This is a genomic window from Mycolicibacterium flavescens (assembly GCF_001722335.1).
Classification (GTDB): domain Bacteria; phylum Actinomycetota; class Actinomycetes; order Mycobacteriales; family Mycobacteriaceae; genus Mycobacterium; species Mycobacterium flavescens.
Genome location: NZ_MIHA01000014.1, coordinates 110,783 through 129,037, shown reverse-complemented (window position 1 = coordinate 129,037; position 18,255 = coordinate 110,783). Strand labels below are relative to the sequence as shown.

The following is an 18,255-nucleotide window of genomic DNA, read 5'->3' as shown; positions in this document are numbered from 1 at the left end:
TCTCTGTCTATGCGCTGGGCGCGTGCTGTGCGCCGAAATCGGCGGTAGGGCTGCGGAATTCGCGAAATCACGACCCTGGCGTAGAACTCGGCGAGGGCGTAGAACTCGGCGAGGACACGGTCTACATGCTGGGCGCGCTGAACCCCGGATTGGCCAGCGCGTTGGCGATGCCGCTGCCGATCGGGCCGTGCTCGTCGACGAGCGTCGCGGTGCCGGTGGCGACGCCGTCGTGGCTGTAGTGGGTCAGCGCGGTCAACCCGAGGTACGGGCCCTCGGGCAGCCGCGACAACGTCACCGTGTAGTCGGCGTTGATGAACTGCAGGCCGCTCGGACCGAAGTGGGTCAGCGAGCTGACCATGTCGCCGGCCATCGCGGCCCGGGCGAACGGGGTCAGCTCGACGCCGGTGACCAGCGGCCGCACGTCGCGCACCCAGATCTGCTTGGGTCCCGAGTGCTGCCAGCCGGCCAGCCCGGCGCCGGGCCCGGGGGTGTGGTCGTCGCGGCCGTAGGTCCACACCAGCGTCGACAGTCCGCGCGGAATCGGGTCCGGTGTCGGGGGCACCGGCGGCATGGTGACCGGGGTGGTCCAGATCGGGTCGGTGGGTTGTTCGCCGCGACGCAGGAACAGCGCGGTGGCGCGCGCGACGAGGGTCTGCTCCTGGGTCATCAGCGCGTCGACCAGCTTCAACCGTCGCCCGGACCGCACGACCGACGTCTCGACCCGCACCGCTGCCAGCGCGGCGGGCCGGAACAGGTCGACGGTCAACCGGGTGGGTTGGAAATCCGGTTCACCGGCGTCGCGTTCGAGGACGTGGCCGAGGAGGCCGCCGACGTAGTTGCCGCTGATCGTCTGACCCCACGGACCCCGGGCGATCGGGTGGGGGACGAACGCGTCCCCGTCGGGGGTGAAGAACGCCGTCGAGGGTGCGGTCACCGCGACGACGATAGCGGCCCAGTTGCCCTAACGATCCGCCAGCCAGCGCTGGACGTCGTCGTCGGCGGGGTCGACCGCGTCGGCGAACTCGTCGTGCTTGCCGACGTACGACGCCACCATCTCGCAGACGGGCACGATGCGCTTCCCGGCGTCGCGGGTCTGCTGCAGCGCCTCGCCGATCAGGATGGTCGCGAGTCCGCGGCCCTCGAAATCCTTGTTCACCTCGGTGTGGGTGAAGATCCGCTGGCCGTCACGGTCGACGAATTCGGCCTCGCCGACCTTCTGCCCGTCCACCGCAATGGTGTAGCGGTCGGTGTCGGCGCTGACTTCGGTCGGGGCTCCGGTCTTGTCGGTGGTCATGGTGTGTCTATACCCCGGGGTTGGGTCGCGGACGCAAAGTCGCGTTGGGCAGCGGGGGAGCGGGCAGCCGGTCGACGGCGCCGCGGTAGCCGGTCACCGCGCCGAACCGGGAATCGCCGGCCTCCCACTGGCGGCGGTACTCGACGATCTCGTCGTGGGTACGGCCGACGAAGTTCCACCACATCAGCAGCTGTTCGGGAAACGGCGGGCCGCCGAGCAGTAGGACGCGCGCCGGTTCGGCCGCCGGGTTGTCGATGGTGAGTTGGTGGCTGCCGGCGGCCTGAAACCACAGGTCGGCGACGTCGAGCGTGGTGCCGCCGACCCGGACGGCGCCGCGGTCGAGCAGCACGCCGTGTTCGAAACCGGGGTCCACGTCGAACGTCACCGACGCCCCGGGCTCCAGGTCGATCTGCGCGCCCAGCAGCGGCGTGTACGTCTCGACGGGTGAGTGCTCGCCCGCGAGCTGACCCAGGAACACCAGCAGCGTCGCCCCGTCCACCACCCGCGGTGTCGGCTTGTGGTGCGCGAAGCCGCGCGACGAGTGGCGGGCCTCCTCCGGCAGCGCCACCCACAACTGCACGCCGTGCAGCTCGGTGGTCGCCGGTGTCGACACCTCGGAGTGGCAGATCCCGGCGCCGGCGCTCATCAGGTTCAGTTCCCCCGGGTGAACCATCGCGTGCACGCCGGCGCTGTCGCGGTGCTCGATCTCGCCGCTGAACAACCAACTCACCGTCTGCAAGCCGGTGTGCGGATGTGGCGGCACGTCCATCCCGACGCCGCCGCGGACGTCGTGCGGGCCGTAGTGGTCGGCGAAGCACCACGCCCCGATCAGCGAGCGCTCCCGCTGCGGCAGCGTCCGTCGCACCAGCATCGCGCGCGGCCCGCCGAGCGGAACCTCCCGCGCCCGCAGCACGCCGGTGAACGGCGACGGCGCGCAGGTGACTTCCGTGGGCGCCGTGTCGGTGTTGCTCACCCGGCCAGCGTAGGCCGGGCTCGGCGGCTCAGCGGGTCATCGCCGATCTGATCACCTCGAGATCGTGGTCGTCGATGCGGAAGACGCCGAACCGGAACCGGTAACCCCACCGCTGCTTGTCCTCGATGAAGTCGAGTTGCTCGAGCAGCGGGCGGATCGGGGTTTCGACGCACTCGAGGAAGTCGACGTTGCGCCGCCACCGTGGGTCGTCCGGGCCGGCCGAATCGAGGTAGGGCTCGTCGTCGGCGATCCGGCCGATCGCGGTGAACGCCTGCAGCGGTTCACCTTTCGGGTAGACGGTGCGCGGGGAGTAGAACGCGATCCAGTCTCCGCGTTCCATCCTGCGCAGCATATGGGGCTTGCCGTGGTTGGCCTGAGTGAAGCGGCCGCGGACCGCCAGTTCGACGTGATCGCGGCTCACGGTGTTGATCCAGTTCGTCATGTCCGCACGCTAAAGACGCGGGCCGACAAATCGCCGGCCCCCGAGCCGCGCCTGTGGATAACTCGGTGGCGGATAGCATCGGACGCCGTGGGTGATGAGCCGCTGCGCGACGATCTCGCCGAGGTGTTGCGCCGCCGCGCGCTGACCGAGGACGCCGGCCGGCCCGACGCCGTCGCCAAGCGCCACGCCGCCAACGCCAGGACCGCCCGCGAGAACCTCGCCGACCTCGTCGACGACGGCTCGTTCGTCGAGTACGGGCGCTTCGCGATCGCCGCGCAGCGGCAGCGCCGCGATCTCGCCGACCTGATCGCGCGGACACCGGCCGACGGCCTGATCGGGGGCACCGGCCGCATCAACGGCGACCTGTTCGGCGAAGCCGCCAGCACATGCGCGGTGCTGTCGTACGACTACACCGTGTTGGCCGGCACGCAGGGCGCGCTGGGACACCGCAAGAAGGACCGGCTGTTCGAGCTGATCGAGCGGATGCGTTTGCCCACAGTGTTTTTCGCTGAGGGCGGCGGCGGGCGGCCCGGCGACACCGACTATCCGGCGGTCTCGTCGCTTCAGACACGGGCGTTCAAGCTGTGGGCCGCGCTGTCCGGAGTGGTGCCGCGGATCGCCGTGGTCCACGGCCGGTGCTTCGCGGGCAACGCGGTGATCGCCGGGTGTGCCGACCTGATCGTCGCCACCGAGAACACCTCGATCGGGATGGGCGGACCGGCGATGATCGCCGGCGGCGGCCTCGGCGACGTGCCGCCCGACGAGGTGGGCCCGATCGGCGTGCAGGAACCCAACGGTGTCGTCGACGTCGTGGTGGCCGACGAGGCCGAAGCCGTCGCCGTCACCAAACGTCTGCTCGGCTACTTCCAGGGGGCGACGGCTCCCGGCCCGGTATCCGACCAGAAGCCTTTGCGCACAATGGTTCCCGAGCGGGCCCGTCGCGCATATCAGGTGCAGCCGATCATCGAGACGCTCGCCGACGCCGGTTCGGTGACGATGCTGCGGCCGCGGTTCGCGCCGGAGATGGTGACCGCGCTGGCCCGCATCGACGGCCGTGCGGTCGGGGTCATCGCCAACAACACGATGGTGATGGCCGGGGCGATCACCGCCCGCGCGGCCGACAAGGCGGCCCGGTTCCTGCAGTTGTGCGATGCGTTCGGCCTTCCCGTGGTCTCGCTGGTGGACTGCCCGGGCTACATGGTCGGCCCCGCCGCCGAGTCGGAGGCGCTGGTGCGCCGGGCGTCGCGGATGCTGGTCGCCGGCGCTTCGCTGGACGTTCCGCTGGTCGCGGTGATACTGCGCCGCGGCTACGGGCTGGGCGCGCAGGCGATGGTCGGCGGCAGCATGCACGAACCCGTGCTCACGGTGGCGTGGGCGGGTGCGCATCTGGGGCCGATGGGGCTCGAAGGTGCGGTGCGGTTGGGTCTGCGCAAGGAACTCGAGGCGATCGCCGACGCCGATGAACGCGAGCAGCGGGTGCGGGAAGCCACCGCGGCCGCGCAGGAGAATGCCAAGGCGCTCAACGCCGCCGCGCTGTTCGAGATCGACGACGTGATCGACCCGGCCGAGACCAGGGACGTCATCGTCAACACGCTGGCCGCCGCGTGCGCGCGGGCACCGCAGCGGGTCGGTCGACGATTCGTCGACACCTGGTGAGAGTTTGGGGGACGGTGCCGCCTGCGCCTCTCGGCGAGTGGTCGCTCGAAGCGACGATTGTGGTTGGGGCCCGGGGCATGCCCGACACCGTCGCAGTTCTCAACCGCCGGGGTGGGCGGGATATTCCAGCAAGCCGGGCCGCCCGCCGCCGATCCCCCGATCCGACGGCGAGCGGACCCGACGGTCAGGCGGACTCTGCGTACAGCCGACGGTCGCGCACCGGATAGCCGTTTCGCTCGGCCAGCGACTTGAGTTGGCGCAGCGCAAACGTGCGACCGCGGCCGGCCTCGGGCACGTAGATGCCCGCCCACAGGCCTTCGGCGCGCGGCAGCTCGCAGGCCTCGCGGGCGCACAGCCACCGCCGCGGGCACGCCCGGCAGATCGCCTTGGCCTCTTCGTCGGCCGACGTCGTCCACCGTTCGGGGTCCCGGGTGCAGGCGCCGACGGGGATCTCGTCCCACTCGTTCATCACGTTCTCCTCCCGACCGCTGCGGCTTCGTTCACCGCGATGCCGAAAACGTAGCGCATGAACCGTAGCGATGCAACAGTTCTGTATGAGGAATGCGCTCGCGTGTGCCAAATCTCGCTGCTCGGCGCGCGCCAAACCGTAGCGATTGTCTGTTCGGAAACCCACTGTGACCCACCGTGAGTGAGAACTCATGGCCGTGATACACGCAGATCAGCGACCGGAAATCTATTTGGGCCCACCCCGGGTGGTCAGCTAGTCGTAGCGGACCGCAGCGGTTCCGACGCGCAACGACCCAAGCCATAGCACCCGCTACAGAGAGCGCTACGATTACGGGGCCTGCTCACCGCTCTGACGCCCGAGGACCGCCGCGCCATGACCCAGCCCGAGTCGACCGCCGAGTCGACGGAGCCCGTCGATCCGGGGATGGCGCGGGCGGGTGCTGCGGCCGCTGCCCGCCGACGCGAACTCAACATCAGCCAGCGCCGGCTGGCTGCCGACGGGATCATCAACGCCGGCGCGTTGATCGCGTTCGAGAAGGGCCGGAGCTGGCCGCGCGAGCGCACCAGAGCGAAGCTCGAGGAAGTCCTGCAGTGGCCGCCCGGGGCGATCGCGCGGCTGCGGCGCGGCGAACCCGTGGCCCCGAGCGGCGGCACCGCGCAACAGGCGCCGCCCTCCACGCCCGGCGACGACGTGCCACTGATCGCCCAGGCGGTGATCACAGCGGCGGGCACCTTCGACACGGCGATCGAGGCGCTGCCGTCGCCCGAGCATCCCGACTTCCCGGCGAAGGTCACCGCGATCCTGGCCGATCTGCGGCAGCTCGAGGCGGTCGCGGCGCAGGCGGCCCGCATCAGCCGGGTGACCCCGGCGCTGATCAAGGCGCTGAGCGCGGTCCGCACCCGCTACGACGACCTGATGCTGCGGGCCGCGCGTTCGGCGCGGCCCACCCTGGGCCAGCGGCTGTACGCCGCCCGCCGCGGCGCCAACCTGACGATCGACGAAACCGCCCAGGCCGCAGGGGTTTCCGAAGACGATGTGGTGGCCGCCGAATCCGAGCAACCGGTCGCGGCCGAGGTCACCGAGGCGCTCGAGGCGTTCCTGGCTCTGCTCGCGTGACGCTCAGAAGCGTTCGCGGCTGCGGTCGTCGTGGGTGGGGAAGTGCTCGGCGAGTGCAGCGGCGATCTCGAGGAACCGCCGACGCGTCGCCTGCGACATCTCCGTCGTCCCGTTGATGACGCCGCCCGGGCGCAGGTGCCCGTCGAACGGGACCTCGATCACCCGCTGGCCCTGGCTTGAAAACTGTTGCGCCAGAATCGAACGCGTCCGCTTGTCGGCGTGCCCGTCGGAGTCGTTGAGGACGATGACGGTGCGCTGCAGCAGCGAGGTCAACCCGCGGGCGGCCAGCCAGTCCAGCGTCTGCCCGGCGGCGGCGGCGCCGTCCACCCACGGTGAGGACACCACGATCAGCGCGTCCAGATCCCGCAGCACCTCCTGGGTGACCGGGCTGTCCATCGTCGAACTGCAGTCGATGATCGAGATCGTGAAATGCCGGTCCAGCCGCGACGTCGCCTCCCGGTAGATCGCGGGATCCAGCACCCGCCGCCGCGCGGGGGTGCCTTCGCCGGCCAGCACGAACAGTCCGGCGGCGTTGTTGCCGACGCGGCTGCGGACGTCGGCGAACGTCTCGAGGTGCTGGTCGGAGGCCAGCTCCCAGTACGAGCCTTGCGCCCGCGGGTCGACGCGGCTGCCGAGCTTGCCGAACGCGGTGTCGGCGTCGATCGCCACCACCCGGTCGTCCTGGCGCAGCTCGGCGAACACCGAGCCGATGCTGGCCGACACGGTGGTCTTGCCGACCCCGCCCTTGCCCATCACGCCGACCTTGTAGTGCCCGCGCAGCCCCGAGCGGATCTGCGCCTCGAGTTCGGCCTGGCGGACCTCGTCAGGGCCGGGGCCGGGGTTGATCAGCCCGAACGTCGCGCGGTAGAGCGCCAACCGCCAACCCCGCGTCGGCGGGACACGACGGGCCGGTACCAGCTCGTCGGCGCGGATCCGCTCGGCGAAGGAACCCGGCGGGGGCTGCGGCGGGCGGGCCACCGGGCCCATCCCCGGACCGGGCCACGCTTGAGGGCGGCCCTGCTGCGGCGGCTGGGCGGGATGCTGAGGCGGCGGCGCCGGCCGACCCGGCGGCGGGCCCCACGGTCCCTGCTCCTGTCGCCCGCCCGCGGGGCCGTACCGGGGCAGGGGAGGACGGGCGCCGACCGCGCGGTCGGCCTCGGTGAACGGTTGGGTGTCGCGGAACCCGGGGGGCGGATCCTGGGACGTCTGCTCGGGCTCGGGGACGACCGGAGGCCGGGGCGCGGCGGTCGGGCGCGGGGGAGTCGCCGGCTCCGGATCGGAGGACGCCGGTTCGAAGTCGCTGTCCTCGGAGCCGGTCCAGCCGAGGTCTTCGGGGCCGGTCCAGCCGAGCTTTCTCCGCAACGCGTCATCGCGGTCGGTCACAGCGCTCTCCTGTCGAATGTCGTGGGTGGCCCCTCCACAAGTATCAACTAATCCCCCCGACGACGTTCGCCAGCAACCCAGCAAACACCCGCGACGTCCGCCGGGTGCTACGGCTGACCCCGCCGTACCGACCGGCGCGGACGCCTGCCGGACACCGGTGCGCGGCAGGGCAATAAGGTCGCCACCCAAACGGCCGGCACGGTGTCGGTGCACCTCAACTGGTTCGCTGAGCGAATGCTCAATACCCCGTGACATGGGAGATGCGTGAACCTGTCCGATAACTGCAGACGGATGGGGACCCGGCGGAGCGGGTGACCGCGAGCCCGCAAATTGATGTCTTGAGCAAGGGTGGACCGCTGGTACCCTGATTTTCGGCGAAGGGGTCAACGGACATGGGTCAAGCCCAGCCGCGCGCCCGGGTCGGCAAAGACCTGGTAGGCGGTGTCATATGAGAGCGGTCGGCGAACTCGACAGGGTGGTCGCCGACGCGACCGCGCGTGGGCCCGACAGCGGTCTGTGCCCGCCCGCCCGGACCGCACGACGACAGGTGAGGAGCCGACCCGCATGAGGCAGGACGCCACCCACATCGACGACGTCGTCGGCGTCGAGGTCACCATCGACGGGATGCTGGTGATCGCCGATCGGCTCGGCCTGGTGGAGTTCCCGACCGCGCTCGGGATCCGGCTCAACATTCCGCAACCCCACCTGCGCAACCTGGTGTGGGAGCAGGTCGCGCGCGACCTCACCGCGCAGGGCGTGCTCGACGTGTTCGGCGAACCCCACCCCGAAGTCGCGGCAATGGTCGACACGCTGAGCCGGGCCGACCGCACGCTCGAAGCCCGGTGGTGGCGGCGCGATGTCGGTGGCAAGATGGTGCGCTTCGTGGTGTGTCGCAAGGGGGATCGCCATGTCATTGCCGCACGCGACGGCGACATGTTGGTACTGCAGCGGGTGGCTCCGCAGGTCGGGCTGGCGGGCATGGTGACGACGGTGCTCGGCTCTGCCGCCGCCGCCGATGTGGAACCGCTGACCGGGGTGGCAAGCAAACTGGCCGAATGCCGGGACGCAAACCAGATCGCGGCCTACGGGATCGCGCCGGCGTCGGCGCGCACCTACGCCGACATCATCGCCGGACCGGAGAGCTGGGTGGAGATCACCGCGATCGAGCGGCACCCCGGTGGCACGTTCACCCAGGCCGACGTGGCCGCCGGTGTGCTGGACTCCCGGCACGGGCGCATCGTCTCGATCCCCCGCCGGGTCAGCGGCGAGCTGTACGGCAGCTTCCTGCCCGGAAGCCCGGAGAACCTGCAACGCGCACTCGACGGGCTGATCGAGTTCCTGCCGTCGGGCAAGTGGTTCGACCACAGCACGGCAGAGGCCCGCGACCCCGGCCGGAATTGAGGTGACGGCGCTGCATGGTGGGTGAGATGTCCTCCCACGAACCCGACGACGGGCGCGACGACCTGGCCGCGCTCGACTTCTTCGTCGCCGACCCGGTCGACGACGGCGACGGCGGGTCCGTCCTCGACGTGCTCGACCCGTACCCGGCCGAGACCGAGCACGAATCAGCCGACGGGGCACCGGTTTTCACGGTCACGAACCCGCCGGGCACGGTCACGGTGAGCACGTTCATGGACGGCAGGGTCCACCGCATCGAGCTGTCGGGCAGGGCCGCGGCGATGCCGGAGAGCGACCTGGCCGCCGAGATCGTGGTGATCGCCGGCCTGGCCGCCCAGGACGCCCGCTCCGCCCAGTACGCGGTGATGCTGGAGGGGATGCGCGAACAGGGTCACGACGACGCGACGACGCGCGACTTCCTCACCCGCGATCTTGATCTGCCCACCCCCGAACAAGCCCAGCAGGAACGGGCTCGCGTGTTCGCGACAAGATATGCGGGTGACCATGACTGAGCACCTCGCCAGCCTGTTCGGCAGCGCGGTCGGCATGCTGCCGAGTGCACCCGCCCGCTCGTTCGAACTCTTCACCGAGATCACCAACCTCGACGAATCCGCCTGTGACGCCTGGGTGGGCCGCATCCGCTGCGGCGACACCGACCGCGTGACCCTGTTCCGCGCCTGGTACTCGCGGGCCAACTTCGGGCAGCTCGCCGGCGCCGCCGAGATCTCGATGAACAGCTTGAACGCGCGCATCCCGATCGGCGGGCAGTTCGGTGACATCACCTACCCGATCAACTCGCCGCTGGCCATCACCATGGGGTTCGCGGTCAACGAGGCGGCGATCGGCAACTACGCCGACGCGATGGAGGCGCTCGAAGACGTCCCGGCCGCCGGCGCCGAACACCTGGTGTCCTGGGTGAAGGCGGTCGTCTACGGGGCCGCCGAACGCTGGACCGACGTAATCGACGAGGTGCGCGGCGCGGGTGGCTGGCCGGACAAGTTCCTGGCCGCCGCGGCGGGAGTGGCGCACGGCGTGGCTGCGGCCAACCTCGGGTTGTTCACCGAGGCCGAGCGGCGGCTGACCGAGTCCAACTCGTCGCCGGCCGGTGAGGCGTGTGCGCCCGCGATCGCGTGGTTCCTGGCGATGACGCGCCGCAGCCAGGGCAACGAAGAGGCCGCGGTGGCCCTGCTGGAGTGGCTGCAGGCCACCCACCCGGAACCGAAAGTCACTCAGGCGCTTCGGGATCCGTCGTACCGGATGGTCACCACGACCGCGGAGAAGATCGCCGCCCGCAAGGACCCGTGGGACCCGGCCAGCGTCGAGGCCGACACGTCGGGGCGGGACCGGCTGCTGGCCGAGGCGCAGGCCGAACTGGACCGCCAGATCGGCTTGACCCGGGTCAAGGAGCAGATCGAGGCGTACCGCGCGGCCACGCAGATGGCCAGGATCCGGGCCGCCCGCGGAATGAAGGTGGCCCAGACCTCCAAGCACATGATCTTCGCCGGGCCGCCCGGCACCGGTAAGACGACCATCGCCCGCGTGGTGGCCAACATCCTGGCCGGGCTCGGCGTGATCAGCGAACCGAAGCTGGTCGAGTCCTCGCGCAAGGACTTCGTCGCCGAATACGAGGGCCAGTCGGCGGTCAAGACCAGCCGCACCATCGACCGGGCGCTGGGCGGGGTGCTGTTCATCGACGAGGCGTACACGCTGGTGCAGGAGCGCGACGGCCGCGCCGACCCGTTCGGCACCGAGGCACTGGACACGCTGCTGGCGCGGATGGAGAACGACCGCGACCGGTTGGTGGTGATCATCGCCGGCTACAGCGCCGACATCGACCGGCTGCTCGAAACCAACGACGGTCTGCGGTCCCGATTCGCCACCCGCATCGAGTTCGACTCCTACTCGCCGGACGAGATCGTCGAGATCGCCAAAGTCATTGCCAAGGCCAATGATTCGGCGCTCGACGAGGACGCCGCCAAGCGGGTGCTGGAGGCGGCGACCCTGCTGGGCCAGCGCGCGCTCGGCGGCAAACCCGCCCTCGACATCGCCGGTAACGGCCGCTACGCCCGCCAGCTCGTCGAGGCCGGCGAACAGAACCGCGACATGCGGCTGGCCCGCTCGCTGGACTTCGACAGCCTCGACGTCGACCAGCTCAGCCAGATCAACGGCGAGGACATGGCCGCGGCGATCGCCGCGGTGCACGCACGTCTGAGTATCGGCGAGTAGCGGCATGGCGAATTTCCGGCTCACCACCAAGGTGCAGGTCAGCGGTTGGCGCTTCCTGCTCCGTCGCGTCGAGCACGCGATCGTGCGCCGGGACACCCGCATGTTCGACGACCCGCTGCAGTTCTACAGCCGCGCGGTGTCGGCGGGTGTGGTGATCGCGGTGCTGATCTGCCTGGGCGCCGCGCTGCTGGCGTACTTCAAACCGCTCGGAAAGCGGGGCAGCGACACCCTTCTCGTCGACCGCACCACCAATCAGCTCTACGTCGCGATGCCCGGCACCGGGCAGCTGCGCCCGGTCTACAACCTGACCTCGGCGCGGCTGGTGCTGGGCAACGCCGGCACCCCGGTGGCGGTGAAATCCGACGAACTCAACCGCATGCCCAAGGGCCAGCCGATCGGGATCCCCGGCGCGCCGTACGCCACCCCGGTCGGCGGCGCCACCTCGCAGTGGACGCTGTGCGACACCGTCACCAAACCGGAGAGCGTGGTGCCCAGCCTGGAGACCGCGGTGGTGGTGCGGCCGCTGCAGATGGACGCATCGGTCGGGCCGATGCGCCCCGACGAGGGGCTGCTGGTGTCCTATGAGGGCGACACCTCGCTGGTCACCGATTCCGGGCGCCACGACATCGACCTGGCCAACCGGGCCATCACCTCGGCGGTCGGGATCCCGGTGACCGCCAAGGCCACACCGATCTCCGAGGGTCTGTTCAACGCGCTGCCCAACGCTGGGCCGTGGCGGCTGCCCGACATCCCGGCGGCCGGCGCCCCCAACACCGTCGGCCTGCCCCCGAACCTGGTGATCGGGTCGGTGTTCAAGGCGCTCACCGAAGACGGCGAACAACACTTCGTGGTGCTGCCCGACGGGATCGCGCGGGTCAACAACACCACCGCGGCGGCCATCCGCGCCACCAACTCCTACGGGCTGATCACCCCGCCGTCGGTGGAAGCCAGCGTCGTCGCCAGAATCCCCGAGCAGGTGTTCGTCTCGCCGCTGCCCGACGAGCCGCTGGAGATCCTGCTGCGTGAGGACTCGCCGACGCTGTGCTGGGCGTGGCAGCGCGAACCGGGTGACCAGAACCCGAAGACGACGGTGATCGCCGGCAGGCACCTGCCGATACCGGCGTCGGCGATGAACGTCGGCATCAGGCAGATCGGCGGCGACGCAACGGTGTACATCGACGGCGGCCAGTACATCCGGCTGCAGTCACCGGATCCGCGTTACGGCGAAAGCCTGTACTACATCGACCCGCAGGGCGTGCGCTACGGGCTGCCCAACGAGGACACCGGAAACACGCTGGGGTTGAGCGGGCCCAGCACCGCGCCGTGGCAGGTGGTCAGCCTGCTCGTCGACGGGCCTGTGCTGTCGAAGGAGGCCGCGCTGATCGAGCATGACACGTTGCCGCCGAATCCCAACCCGCGCAAGGTCGGTGACGACGGCGCCGCGCAGCCGGCCACAGCCCAGACCGGAGGCGGCGGATGACGACCAAGAAGTTCACCCCGATCATCAAGCGCGGCCCGCGGCTGACTCCCGGTGAGATCAACGTCGCGCCCCCCGACGATCTCGGGGTGGACATCCCGCCGTCGGGCATCCAGAAGGCGCTGCCGTGGGTGATGGGCGGCGGCATGATCGGGATGATCGTGATCATGGTCTTCACCGGTATCCGGCAGCTGTCGCCGTACATGCTGATGATGCCGCTGATGATGGTGATGGCCACGGTCGGGTTCATGGCAGGCGGCGGCCCCGGTGGCAAGCGGGTGCCCGAAATCAACGCGGACCGAAAGGAATACCTGCGGTACCTGGCCGGGCTGCGCACCCGGGTGACGTCCTCGGCGGCCGCGCAGGTGACGTTCTTCAACTACCACGCGCCGCACCCGGAGGACCTGCTGTCGATCATCGGCACCAACCGCCAGTGGTCGCGGCAGACCAACGCCGACTTCTACGCCGCCACCCGGATCGGCCTGGGCGCCGAACCGGCGGTGGACCGGCTGCTCAAGCCCGCGGTCGGCGGCGAACTCGCCGGGCCGCAGGGCGCGCCGCAGCCGCACCTCGAACCGGTCAGCCACATGTGGGTGACGAAGTTCCTGCGCACCCACGGCCTGATCCACGACTGCCCGAAACTGGTGCAGCTGCGGACGTTCCCGACGATCGCGATCGGCGGCGACCCCGAGGGCGCGGCGCGTCTGCTCACCGCGATGGTCTGCCACCTGGCGGTGTTCCACCCGCCGGACCTGCTGCAGCTGCGGGTGCTGACCGACAACCCGGAAGACCCGGAATGGGCCTGGCTCAAGTGGTTACCGCATGTGCAGCACCAGACCGACACCGACGCCGCCGGGCCGACACGCATGGTGTTCACCCGGCCTGACGGCCTCAGCGACCTGACCGCACGCGGACCGCACACCCCCGACGGCGCGCCCAGCGGGCCCTACGTCGTGGTCGTCGATCTCACCGGCGGCCGGGCCGGGTTCCCGGTCGACGGCCGGGCCGGCGTCACGGTGCTCACCCTCGGCAACCACCGCGGGTCGGTGTACCGGATCCGGGTCGCCGCCGACGGCACCGCCGACGACCGGCTGCCGAATCAGACGTTCCGCCTTGTCACCTCGACCGTCGACCAGATGACCCCGGAGCAGGCCACCCGCGTCGCGCGCAAGCTGGCCGGCTGGTCGATCACCGGCACGATCATCGACAAGAGCGTGCGGGTGCAGAAGAAGGTGGCCACCGAGTGGCACCAGCTGGTCGGCGCGCAGACCATCGAAGACGTCACCCCGGCGCGGTGGCGGATGTTCAGCGACACCGACCGCGACCGGCTGCGGATTCCGTTCGGTCACGAGCTCAAGACCGGCGACATCATGTACCTCGACATCAAGGAGGGCGCCGAGTTCGGTGCGGGCCCGCACGGGATGCTGATCGGCACAACGGGTTCCGGTAAGTCCGAGTTCCTGCGCACCCTGATCCTGTCGCTGGCCGCCACCCACCACCCGGACCAGGTGAACCTGCTGCTCACCGACTTCAAGGGTGGCTCGACGTTCCTGGGCATGGAGAAGCTGCCGCACACCGCGGCCGTCGTCACCAACATGGAAGAGGAAGCCGAACTGGTCAGCCGCATGGGCGAAGTGCTCAGCGGCGAACTGGACCGCAGGCAGTCGATCCTGCGCCAGGCCGGCATCCAGGTCGGGGCGGCCGGTGCGCTGTCCGGCGTCGCCGAGTACGAGAAGCACCGCGAGCGCGGCGCCGACCTTCCGCCGCTGCCAACGCTTTTCGTGGTCGTCGACGAGTTCGCCGAGCTGCTGCAGAACCACCCGGACTTCATCGGGCTGTTCGACCGGATCTGCCGCGTCGGCCGCTCGCTGCGCGTGCACCTGCTGCTGGCCACGCAGTCGTTGAACACCGGCGGGGTGCGCATCGACAAGCTCGAGCCGAACCTGACCTACCGGATCGCGCTGCGCACCACGAGTTCGGCGGAGTCCAAGGCGGTGATCGGCACCCCGGAGGCGCAGTACATCACCAACAAGGAAAGCGGTGTCGGCTTCCTGCGGGTCGGCATGGAGGACCCGGTCAAGTTCCACAGCGTCTACACCGGCGTGAACTACGTGCCGACCGAGCAGGTGCAGGACAACGGCGAAGTCAAACCGAAGACCAACGGCCAGGCGCGGCTGCGGATCCACGAGTTCACCGCGGCGCCGATCTTCGACACGACGGGGGTGAACTAGCGTGAGCGTCGAGTCCGAGCAGCGGGTGCTGCGCGAGGTCGTCCTCGACCAGTTGTCCACCGGGGAGAGCCGCGCCTACCGGATGTGGTTGCCGCCCTTGGCCGATCCGACACCGGTCGACGAGTTGATCGCCCGCGACAGCGAGCGGCGGCCGCTGCGGTTCGGCCTGGGCATCATGGACGAGCCGCGCAGGCACCGCCAGGAGGTCTGGGGCATCGACGTGTCCTCGGCCAGCGGCAACATCGCGGTCGGCGGGGCACCGCAGACCGGTAAGTCCACGTTCCTGCAGACGATGATCCTGTCGGCGGCCGCGTCGCACACCCCGCGGCAGGTGCAGTTCTACTGCGTGGACCTCGGTGGCGGCGGCCTGATGTACCTCGAGGACCTGCCGCACGTCGGCGGGGTCGCGACCCGTTCGGAGCCGGACCGGGTCAACCGCGTGGTCGCCGAGATGAAAGCCGTTCTGAGGCAACGCGAAGCGATGTTCAAGCAGTACCGGGTCGGGTCGATGTCGGCCTACCGCCAGATGCGCGACGACGCCTCCCACCCGCTGGCCGCCGACCCGTTCGGCGACGTGTTCCTGGTGATCGACGGCTGGCCGGCGTTCGTCGCGGAGTTCCCCGACCTCGAAGCCGTCGTGCAGGACCTGGCCGGCCAGGGCCTGCAGTTCGGGGTGCACACGGTGATCTCGACGCCGCGCTGGACCGAGCTCAAGTCGCGGGTGCGCGACTACCTGGGCACCAAGGTGGAGTTCCGCCTCGGTGACGTCAACGAGACCCAGATCGACCGGATCACCCGCGAGATCCCGACCAACCGGCCCGGGCGCGCGGTGTCGATGGAGAAGCACCACCTGATGATCGGGGTGCCGCGCCTCGACGGTGTGCACAGCGCCGAGAACCTGGTCGCCGCGATGTCGGAGGCGGTGACGCTGATCAGGGCCCAGCACACCGACCAGGCACCCAAGGTGCGGGTCCTTCCCGAGCGGATCTACCTGCACGACCTCGATCCGAACCCGCCCGGCCCGGATGCGGACTACCGCACCCGCTGGACGGTGCCGCTGGGGCTGCGCGAATCCGACATGGGGGTGGCTTACAACCACATGCACACCACCCCGCACCTGTTGATCTTCGGGGCGCCCAAGTCCGGCAAGACCCGCATCGCGCACGCGGTTTCGCAGGCGATCTGCGCGCGCAACAGCCCCGCGCAGGTCCGGTTCATGCTCGCCGACTTCCGGTCGGGTCTGCTCGACGCGGTGCCCGACAGCCACCTGCTCGACGCGGGTGCGGTCAACCGCAACAACGCGACGCTCGAAGAGGCGATCAAGGCGTTGGCGTTCAACCTGCAGAAGCGTTTGCCGCCACCGGATTTGACGACCGCGCAACTTCGTGCGCGGTCGTGGTGGAGCGGGCCCGACGTGGTGCTGCTCGTCGACGACTGGCACATGATCGTGGCGGCCAGCGGGGTCATCCCGCCGATGGCGCCGCTGTTCCCGCTGCTGCCCGCCGCCGCCGACATCGGTCTGCACCTGATCGTGACGTGTCAGATGAGCCAGGCGCACCGGGCCACCATGGACAAGTTCGTGGGCGCCGCCTACGGCGCCGGGTCCCCCACGATGTTCCTCTCCGGAGAGAAGCAGGAATTTCCTTCCAGCGAGATCAAGCTGAAGCGTCGGCCTCCTGGCCAGGCATTTCTCGTTTCGCCGGACGGGAAGGACGTCATCCAGGCGGCGTATGTGGATCCACCGGAAGAAGAAGTGCAGCCAGCACTCTCTGAGCGCGGTTAAGATATTAACCGGACGCGTCAGCAAACTTCATATCGCGTCAGCGGCAAAGGGGTCGGGGGACGATTCCTAGCTTCGGGCGACCGCAGCGCATGCGGTTCACAAGTCCATAACCTTTGTTATCTCGGCATTTGAGGAGCATTTGCAATGCAACCGTTGGAGCACAATCCCGGCGCCGTGGGCATCGGCGCGCAAGTTGTTGCAAACGGCGCGCGGGGTCTGGCGGGCGGCACGACGGCCACCGCCGCGGTGACCGCGCTGGTGCCTGCGGGCGCCGATGAGGTCTCGGCGCAGGCGGCGCTGGCGTTCGCGGCCGAGGGTGTGGAAACCCTCGCGATGAACACCTTCGCCCAGGAGGAAATGGCCCGCGCCGGTGCCGCGGTCATGGAGATCGCCGGGATCTACGCCGCGGTCGACAGCGCGAACGCCGCGAACTTCTGATCCCGGCCGACTCCACGTCACGTTCAAGGAAGTAGTCGACGATGTTCTGGCACGGGATGCCGCCCGAACTGAACACCGCCCGGCTGATGGCTGGCGCCGGTCCGGCGCCGATGCTGCAGGCAGCGGGCGGGTGGGAGGCTTTGGCGATTCTCCTGGAGACTCAGGCCGACGAACTGGCCGGGAGTCTGGCTGCCTTGTCGTCGACGTGGAGCGGCGCCGGTTCCGAACGCGCCGTCGCGGCGATCACCCCGATGGTCATCTGGCTGCGTACCGTCGCGGCGCAGGCGCAGAAGCGGGCGTTGCAGGCAACCGCGCAGGCGAACTCGTACAGCCTGGCGATGGCCACCACCCCGCCGCTGCCCGAGATCGAACAGAACCACATCACGCACGCGGTGCTGGAAGCCACCAACTTCCTGGGCATCAACACGGTGCCGATCGGTGTCAACGAGTTCGACTATTTCGTGCGGATGTGGAACCAGGCGGCCGGGGCGATGGATGTCTACCAGGCGGAGACGGCGCTGAACCTGCTGTTCGAACCGATCATGCCGATGAAGCCGATCGTGATCCCCGGGGTCGGGGAGAGCGCGGTGAGCGCCGCACTGGGTCAGGCGGCTGCGGGTGCGCCGGCCGCGGCGCTGCGCAACGCCTCGATCGCGCATGTCGGTGCGCAGGCCACGGTCGAGTCGGCGGCGCTGATGACCGGACGGATGGTTTCGCAGACCAACCAGATGGCCGTGCACGCCGAGAACCAGACCCAGCGCACCCAGAACTCGCAGCAGCTCGGCCCGCAGCAACAGGCCCAGCAGGGCATGCAGATGGGCATGCAGCTGGCGTCGCAGCTGGGTTCGACGCTGGGGCAGTTGCCGCAGCAGGCTTCGCAGATGGTGATGCAGCCGATGCAGCAGCTGACCCAGCCGCTGCAGCAGGTCACCTCGATGTTCAGCCAGATGGGGTCGCTCGGCGCCGACAAGGCGCAGATGGGGCTGATCGGCGCCAGCCCGTTGTCGAACCACCCGGTGGCCGGCGGCACGGGTGCGGCGGCGGGCGCGGGTCTGGTGCGCGCGGCGTCGCTGCCGGGCGCCGGCGGCACGCTGTCGCAGACCCCGCTGATGGCCAACCTGCTCGGCGGCGCCGACAAGTTGCAGCCGGTCGGCGCGGCGGCGGGCGGCAGCGGTGGCGGTCTGGCCCCGGTCGGCGCCGGAGGCGGCGGGGCGCCGATGGGCGGGATGGGCCAGCGCGGCACCAGCGGCGGCTCCAAACAAGGTCTCAAGGCACCGGGACTGTTGCCGCAGGACCTTGGTGAAGACGACGAAGACGATTGGTAAACAACAGAATTCGTCAACACAAGACTTCCCGGTCACCCGGCCGG

The 18,255-nt window shown here is 69.9% G+C and carries 16 protein-coding genes; 10 read left to right on the top strand and 6 right to left on the bottom strand.

Annotated elements, in window-relative coordinates; all coding sequences use genetic code 11:
- Window positions 1–121: 121 nt before the first annotated feature.
- From BHQ18_RS19040 to BHQ18_RS19025, 4 genes are read right to left on the bottom strand one after another with little or no spacing between them, the layout of a single operon-like run.
- Window positions 122–934, bottom strand: coding sequence for a thioesterase family protein (locus BHQ18_RS19040; protein ID WP_084294142.1), 813 nt, complete (start codon window positions 932–934; stop codon window positions 122–124).
- Between the two features lie 27 nt (window positions 935–961).
- A complete protein-coding gene (locus BHQ18_RS19035) occupies window positions 962–1,294 on the bottom strand; it encodes a GNAT family N-acetyltransferase (protein ID WP_069415207.1) in 333 nt (110 codons plus the stop codon).
- Between the two features lie 7 nt (window positions 1,295–1,301).
- Window positions 1,302–2,267: a pirin family protein gene (locus BHQ18_RS19030; RefSeq protein WP_069415206.1), complete on the bottom strand. Its 966-nt coding sequence runs from the start codon at window positions 2,265–2,267 to the stop codon at window positions 1,302–1,304.
- A 28-nt stretch (window positions 2,268–2,295) separates the two neighbouring features.
- The gene (locus BHQ18_RS19025) at window positions 2,296–2,709 is read right to left on the bottom strand and encodes an EVE domain-containing protein (protein WP_069415205.1); all 414 of its coding nucleotides are present in this window, start codon (window positions 2,707–2,709) and stop codon (window positions 2,296–2,298) included.
- An 87-nt stretch (window positions 2,710–2,796) separates the two neighbouring features.
- Between BHQ18_RS19025 and BHQ18_RS19020 the strand changes: the two genes are divergently transcribed.
- Window positions 2,797–4,365 (top strand): acyl-CoA carboxylase subunit beta, encoded by a 1,569-nt coding sequence (locus BHQ18_RS19020; protein ID WP_069415204.1) that lies wholly within the window; start codon window positions 2,797–2,799, stop codon window positions 4,363–4,365.
- 184 nt (window positions 4,366–4,549) lie between these two features.
- Here the strand turns inward: BHQ18_RS19020 and BHQ18_RS19015 are convergent, their stop codons facing one another.
- Window positions 4,550–4,834, bottom strand: a complete 285-nt coding sequence (locus BHQ18_RS19015; protein WP_069415203.1) for a WhiB family transcriptional regulator — start codon at window positions 4,832–4,834, stop codon at window positions 4,550–4,552.
- 372 nt (window positions 4,835–5,206) lie between these two features.
- Here BHQ18_RS19015 and BHQ18_RS19010 point away from each other — a divergent pair, with 372 nt between their 5' ends.
- Window positions 5,207–5,950: a hypothetical protein gene (locus BHQ18_RS19010; protein ID WP_069415202.1), complete on the top strand. Its 744-nt coding sequence runs from the start codon at window positions 5,207–5,209 to the stop codon at window positions 5,948–5,950.
- Window positions 5,951–5,953: 3 nt separating this feature from the next.
- On the opposite strand, the gene BHQ18_RS19005 is transcribed toward BHQ18_RS19010, so the two are convergent.
- Entirely contained in the window at window positions 5,954–7,333 is a 1,380-nt protein-coding gene (locus BHQ18_RS19005) for a MinD/ParA family ATP-binding protein (protein ID WP_069415201.1), read from the bottom strand.
- 564 nt (window positions 7,334–7,897) lie between these two features.
- Here BHQ18_RS19005 and BHQ18_RS19000 point away from each other — a divergent pair.
- From BHQ18_RS19000 to BHQ18_RS18965, 8 genes are all read left to right on the top strand, one after another.
- On the top strand, window positions 7,898–8,734 hold the full coding sequence (locus BHQ18_RS19000) for an ESX secretion-associated protein EspG (RefSeq protein ID WP_069415200.1): 837 nt from the start codon (window positions 7,898–7,900) through the stop codon (window positions 8,732–8,734).
- Window positions 8,735–8,748: 14 nt separating this feature from the next.
- Window positions 8,749–9,243 (top strand): secretion protein EspD, encoded by a 495-nt coding sequence (locus tag BHQ18_RS18995; protein WP_069415199.1) that lies wholly within the window; start codon window positions 8,749–8,751, stop codon window positions 9,241–9,243.
- Entirely contained in the window at window positions 9,236–10,957 is a 1,722-nt protein-coding gene (gene eccA / locus BHQ18_RS18990; protein WP_069415251.1) for a type VII secretion AAA-ATPase EccA, read from the top strand. Before BHQ18_RS18995 ends, eccA begins: the two co-directional genes overlap by 8 nt.
- Before the next feature lie 4 nt (window positions 10,958–10,961).
- Window positions 10,962–12,437: a type VII secretion protein EccB gene (gene eccB, locus BHQ18_RS18985; RefSeq protein ID WP_069415198.1), complete on the top strand. Its 1,476-nt coding sequence runs from the start codon at window positions 10,962–10,964 to the stop codon at window positions 12,435–12,437.
- Window positions 12,434–14,665 (top strand): type VII secretion protein EccCa, encoded by a 2,232-nt coding sequence (gene eccCa / locus BHQ18_RS18980; protein ID WP_069415197.1) that lies wholly within the window; start codon window positions 12,434–12,436, stop codon window positions 14,663–14,665. Before eccB ends, eccCa begins: the two co-directional genes overlap by 4 nt.
- A gap of 1 nt (window position 14,666) precedes the next feature.
- Window positions 14,667–16,448: a type VII secretion protein EccCb gene (gene eccCb, locus BHQ18_RS18975; protein ID WP_069415196.1), complete on the top strand. Its 1,782-nt coding sequence runs from the start codon at window positions 14,667–14,669 to the stop codon at window positions 16,446–16,448.
- A gap of 144 nt (window positions 16,449–16,592) precedes the next feature.
- Window positions 16,593–16,886: a PE domain-containing protein gene (locus BHQ18_RS18970; protein WP_069415195.1), complete on the top strand. Its 294-nt coding sequence runs from the start codon at window positions 16,593–16,595 to the stop codon at window positions 16,884–16,886.
- Window positions 16,887–16,927: 41 nt separating this feature from the next.
- The gene (locus BHQ18_RS18965) at window positions 16,928–18,211 is read left to right on the top strand and encodes a PPE family protein (protein WP_069415194.1); all 1,284 of its coding nucleotides are present in this window, start codon (window positions 16,928–16,930) and stop codon (window positions 18,209–18,211) included.
- Window positions 18,212–18,255 lie beyond the last annotated feature (44 nt).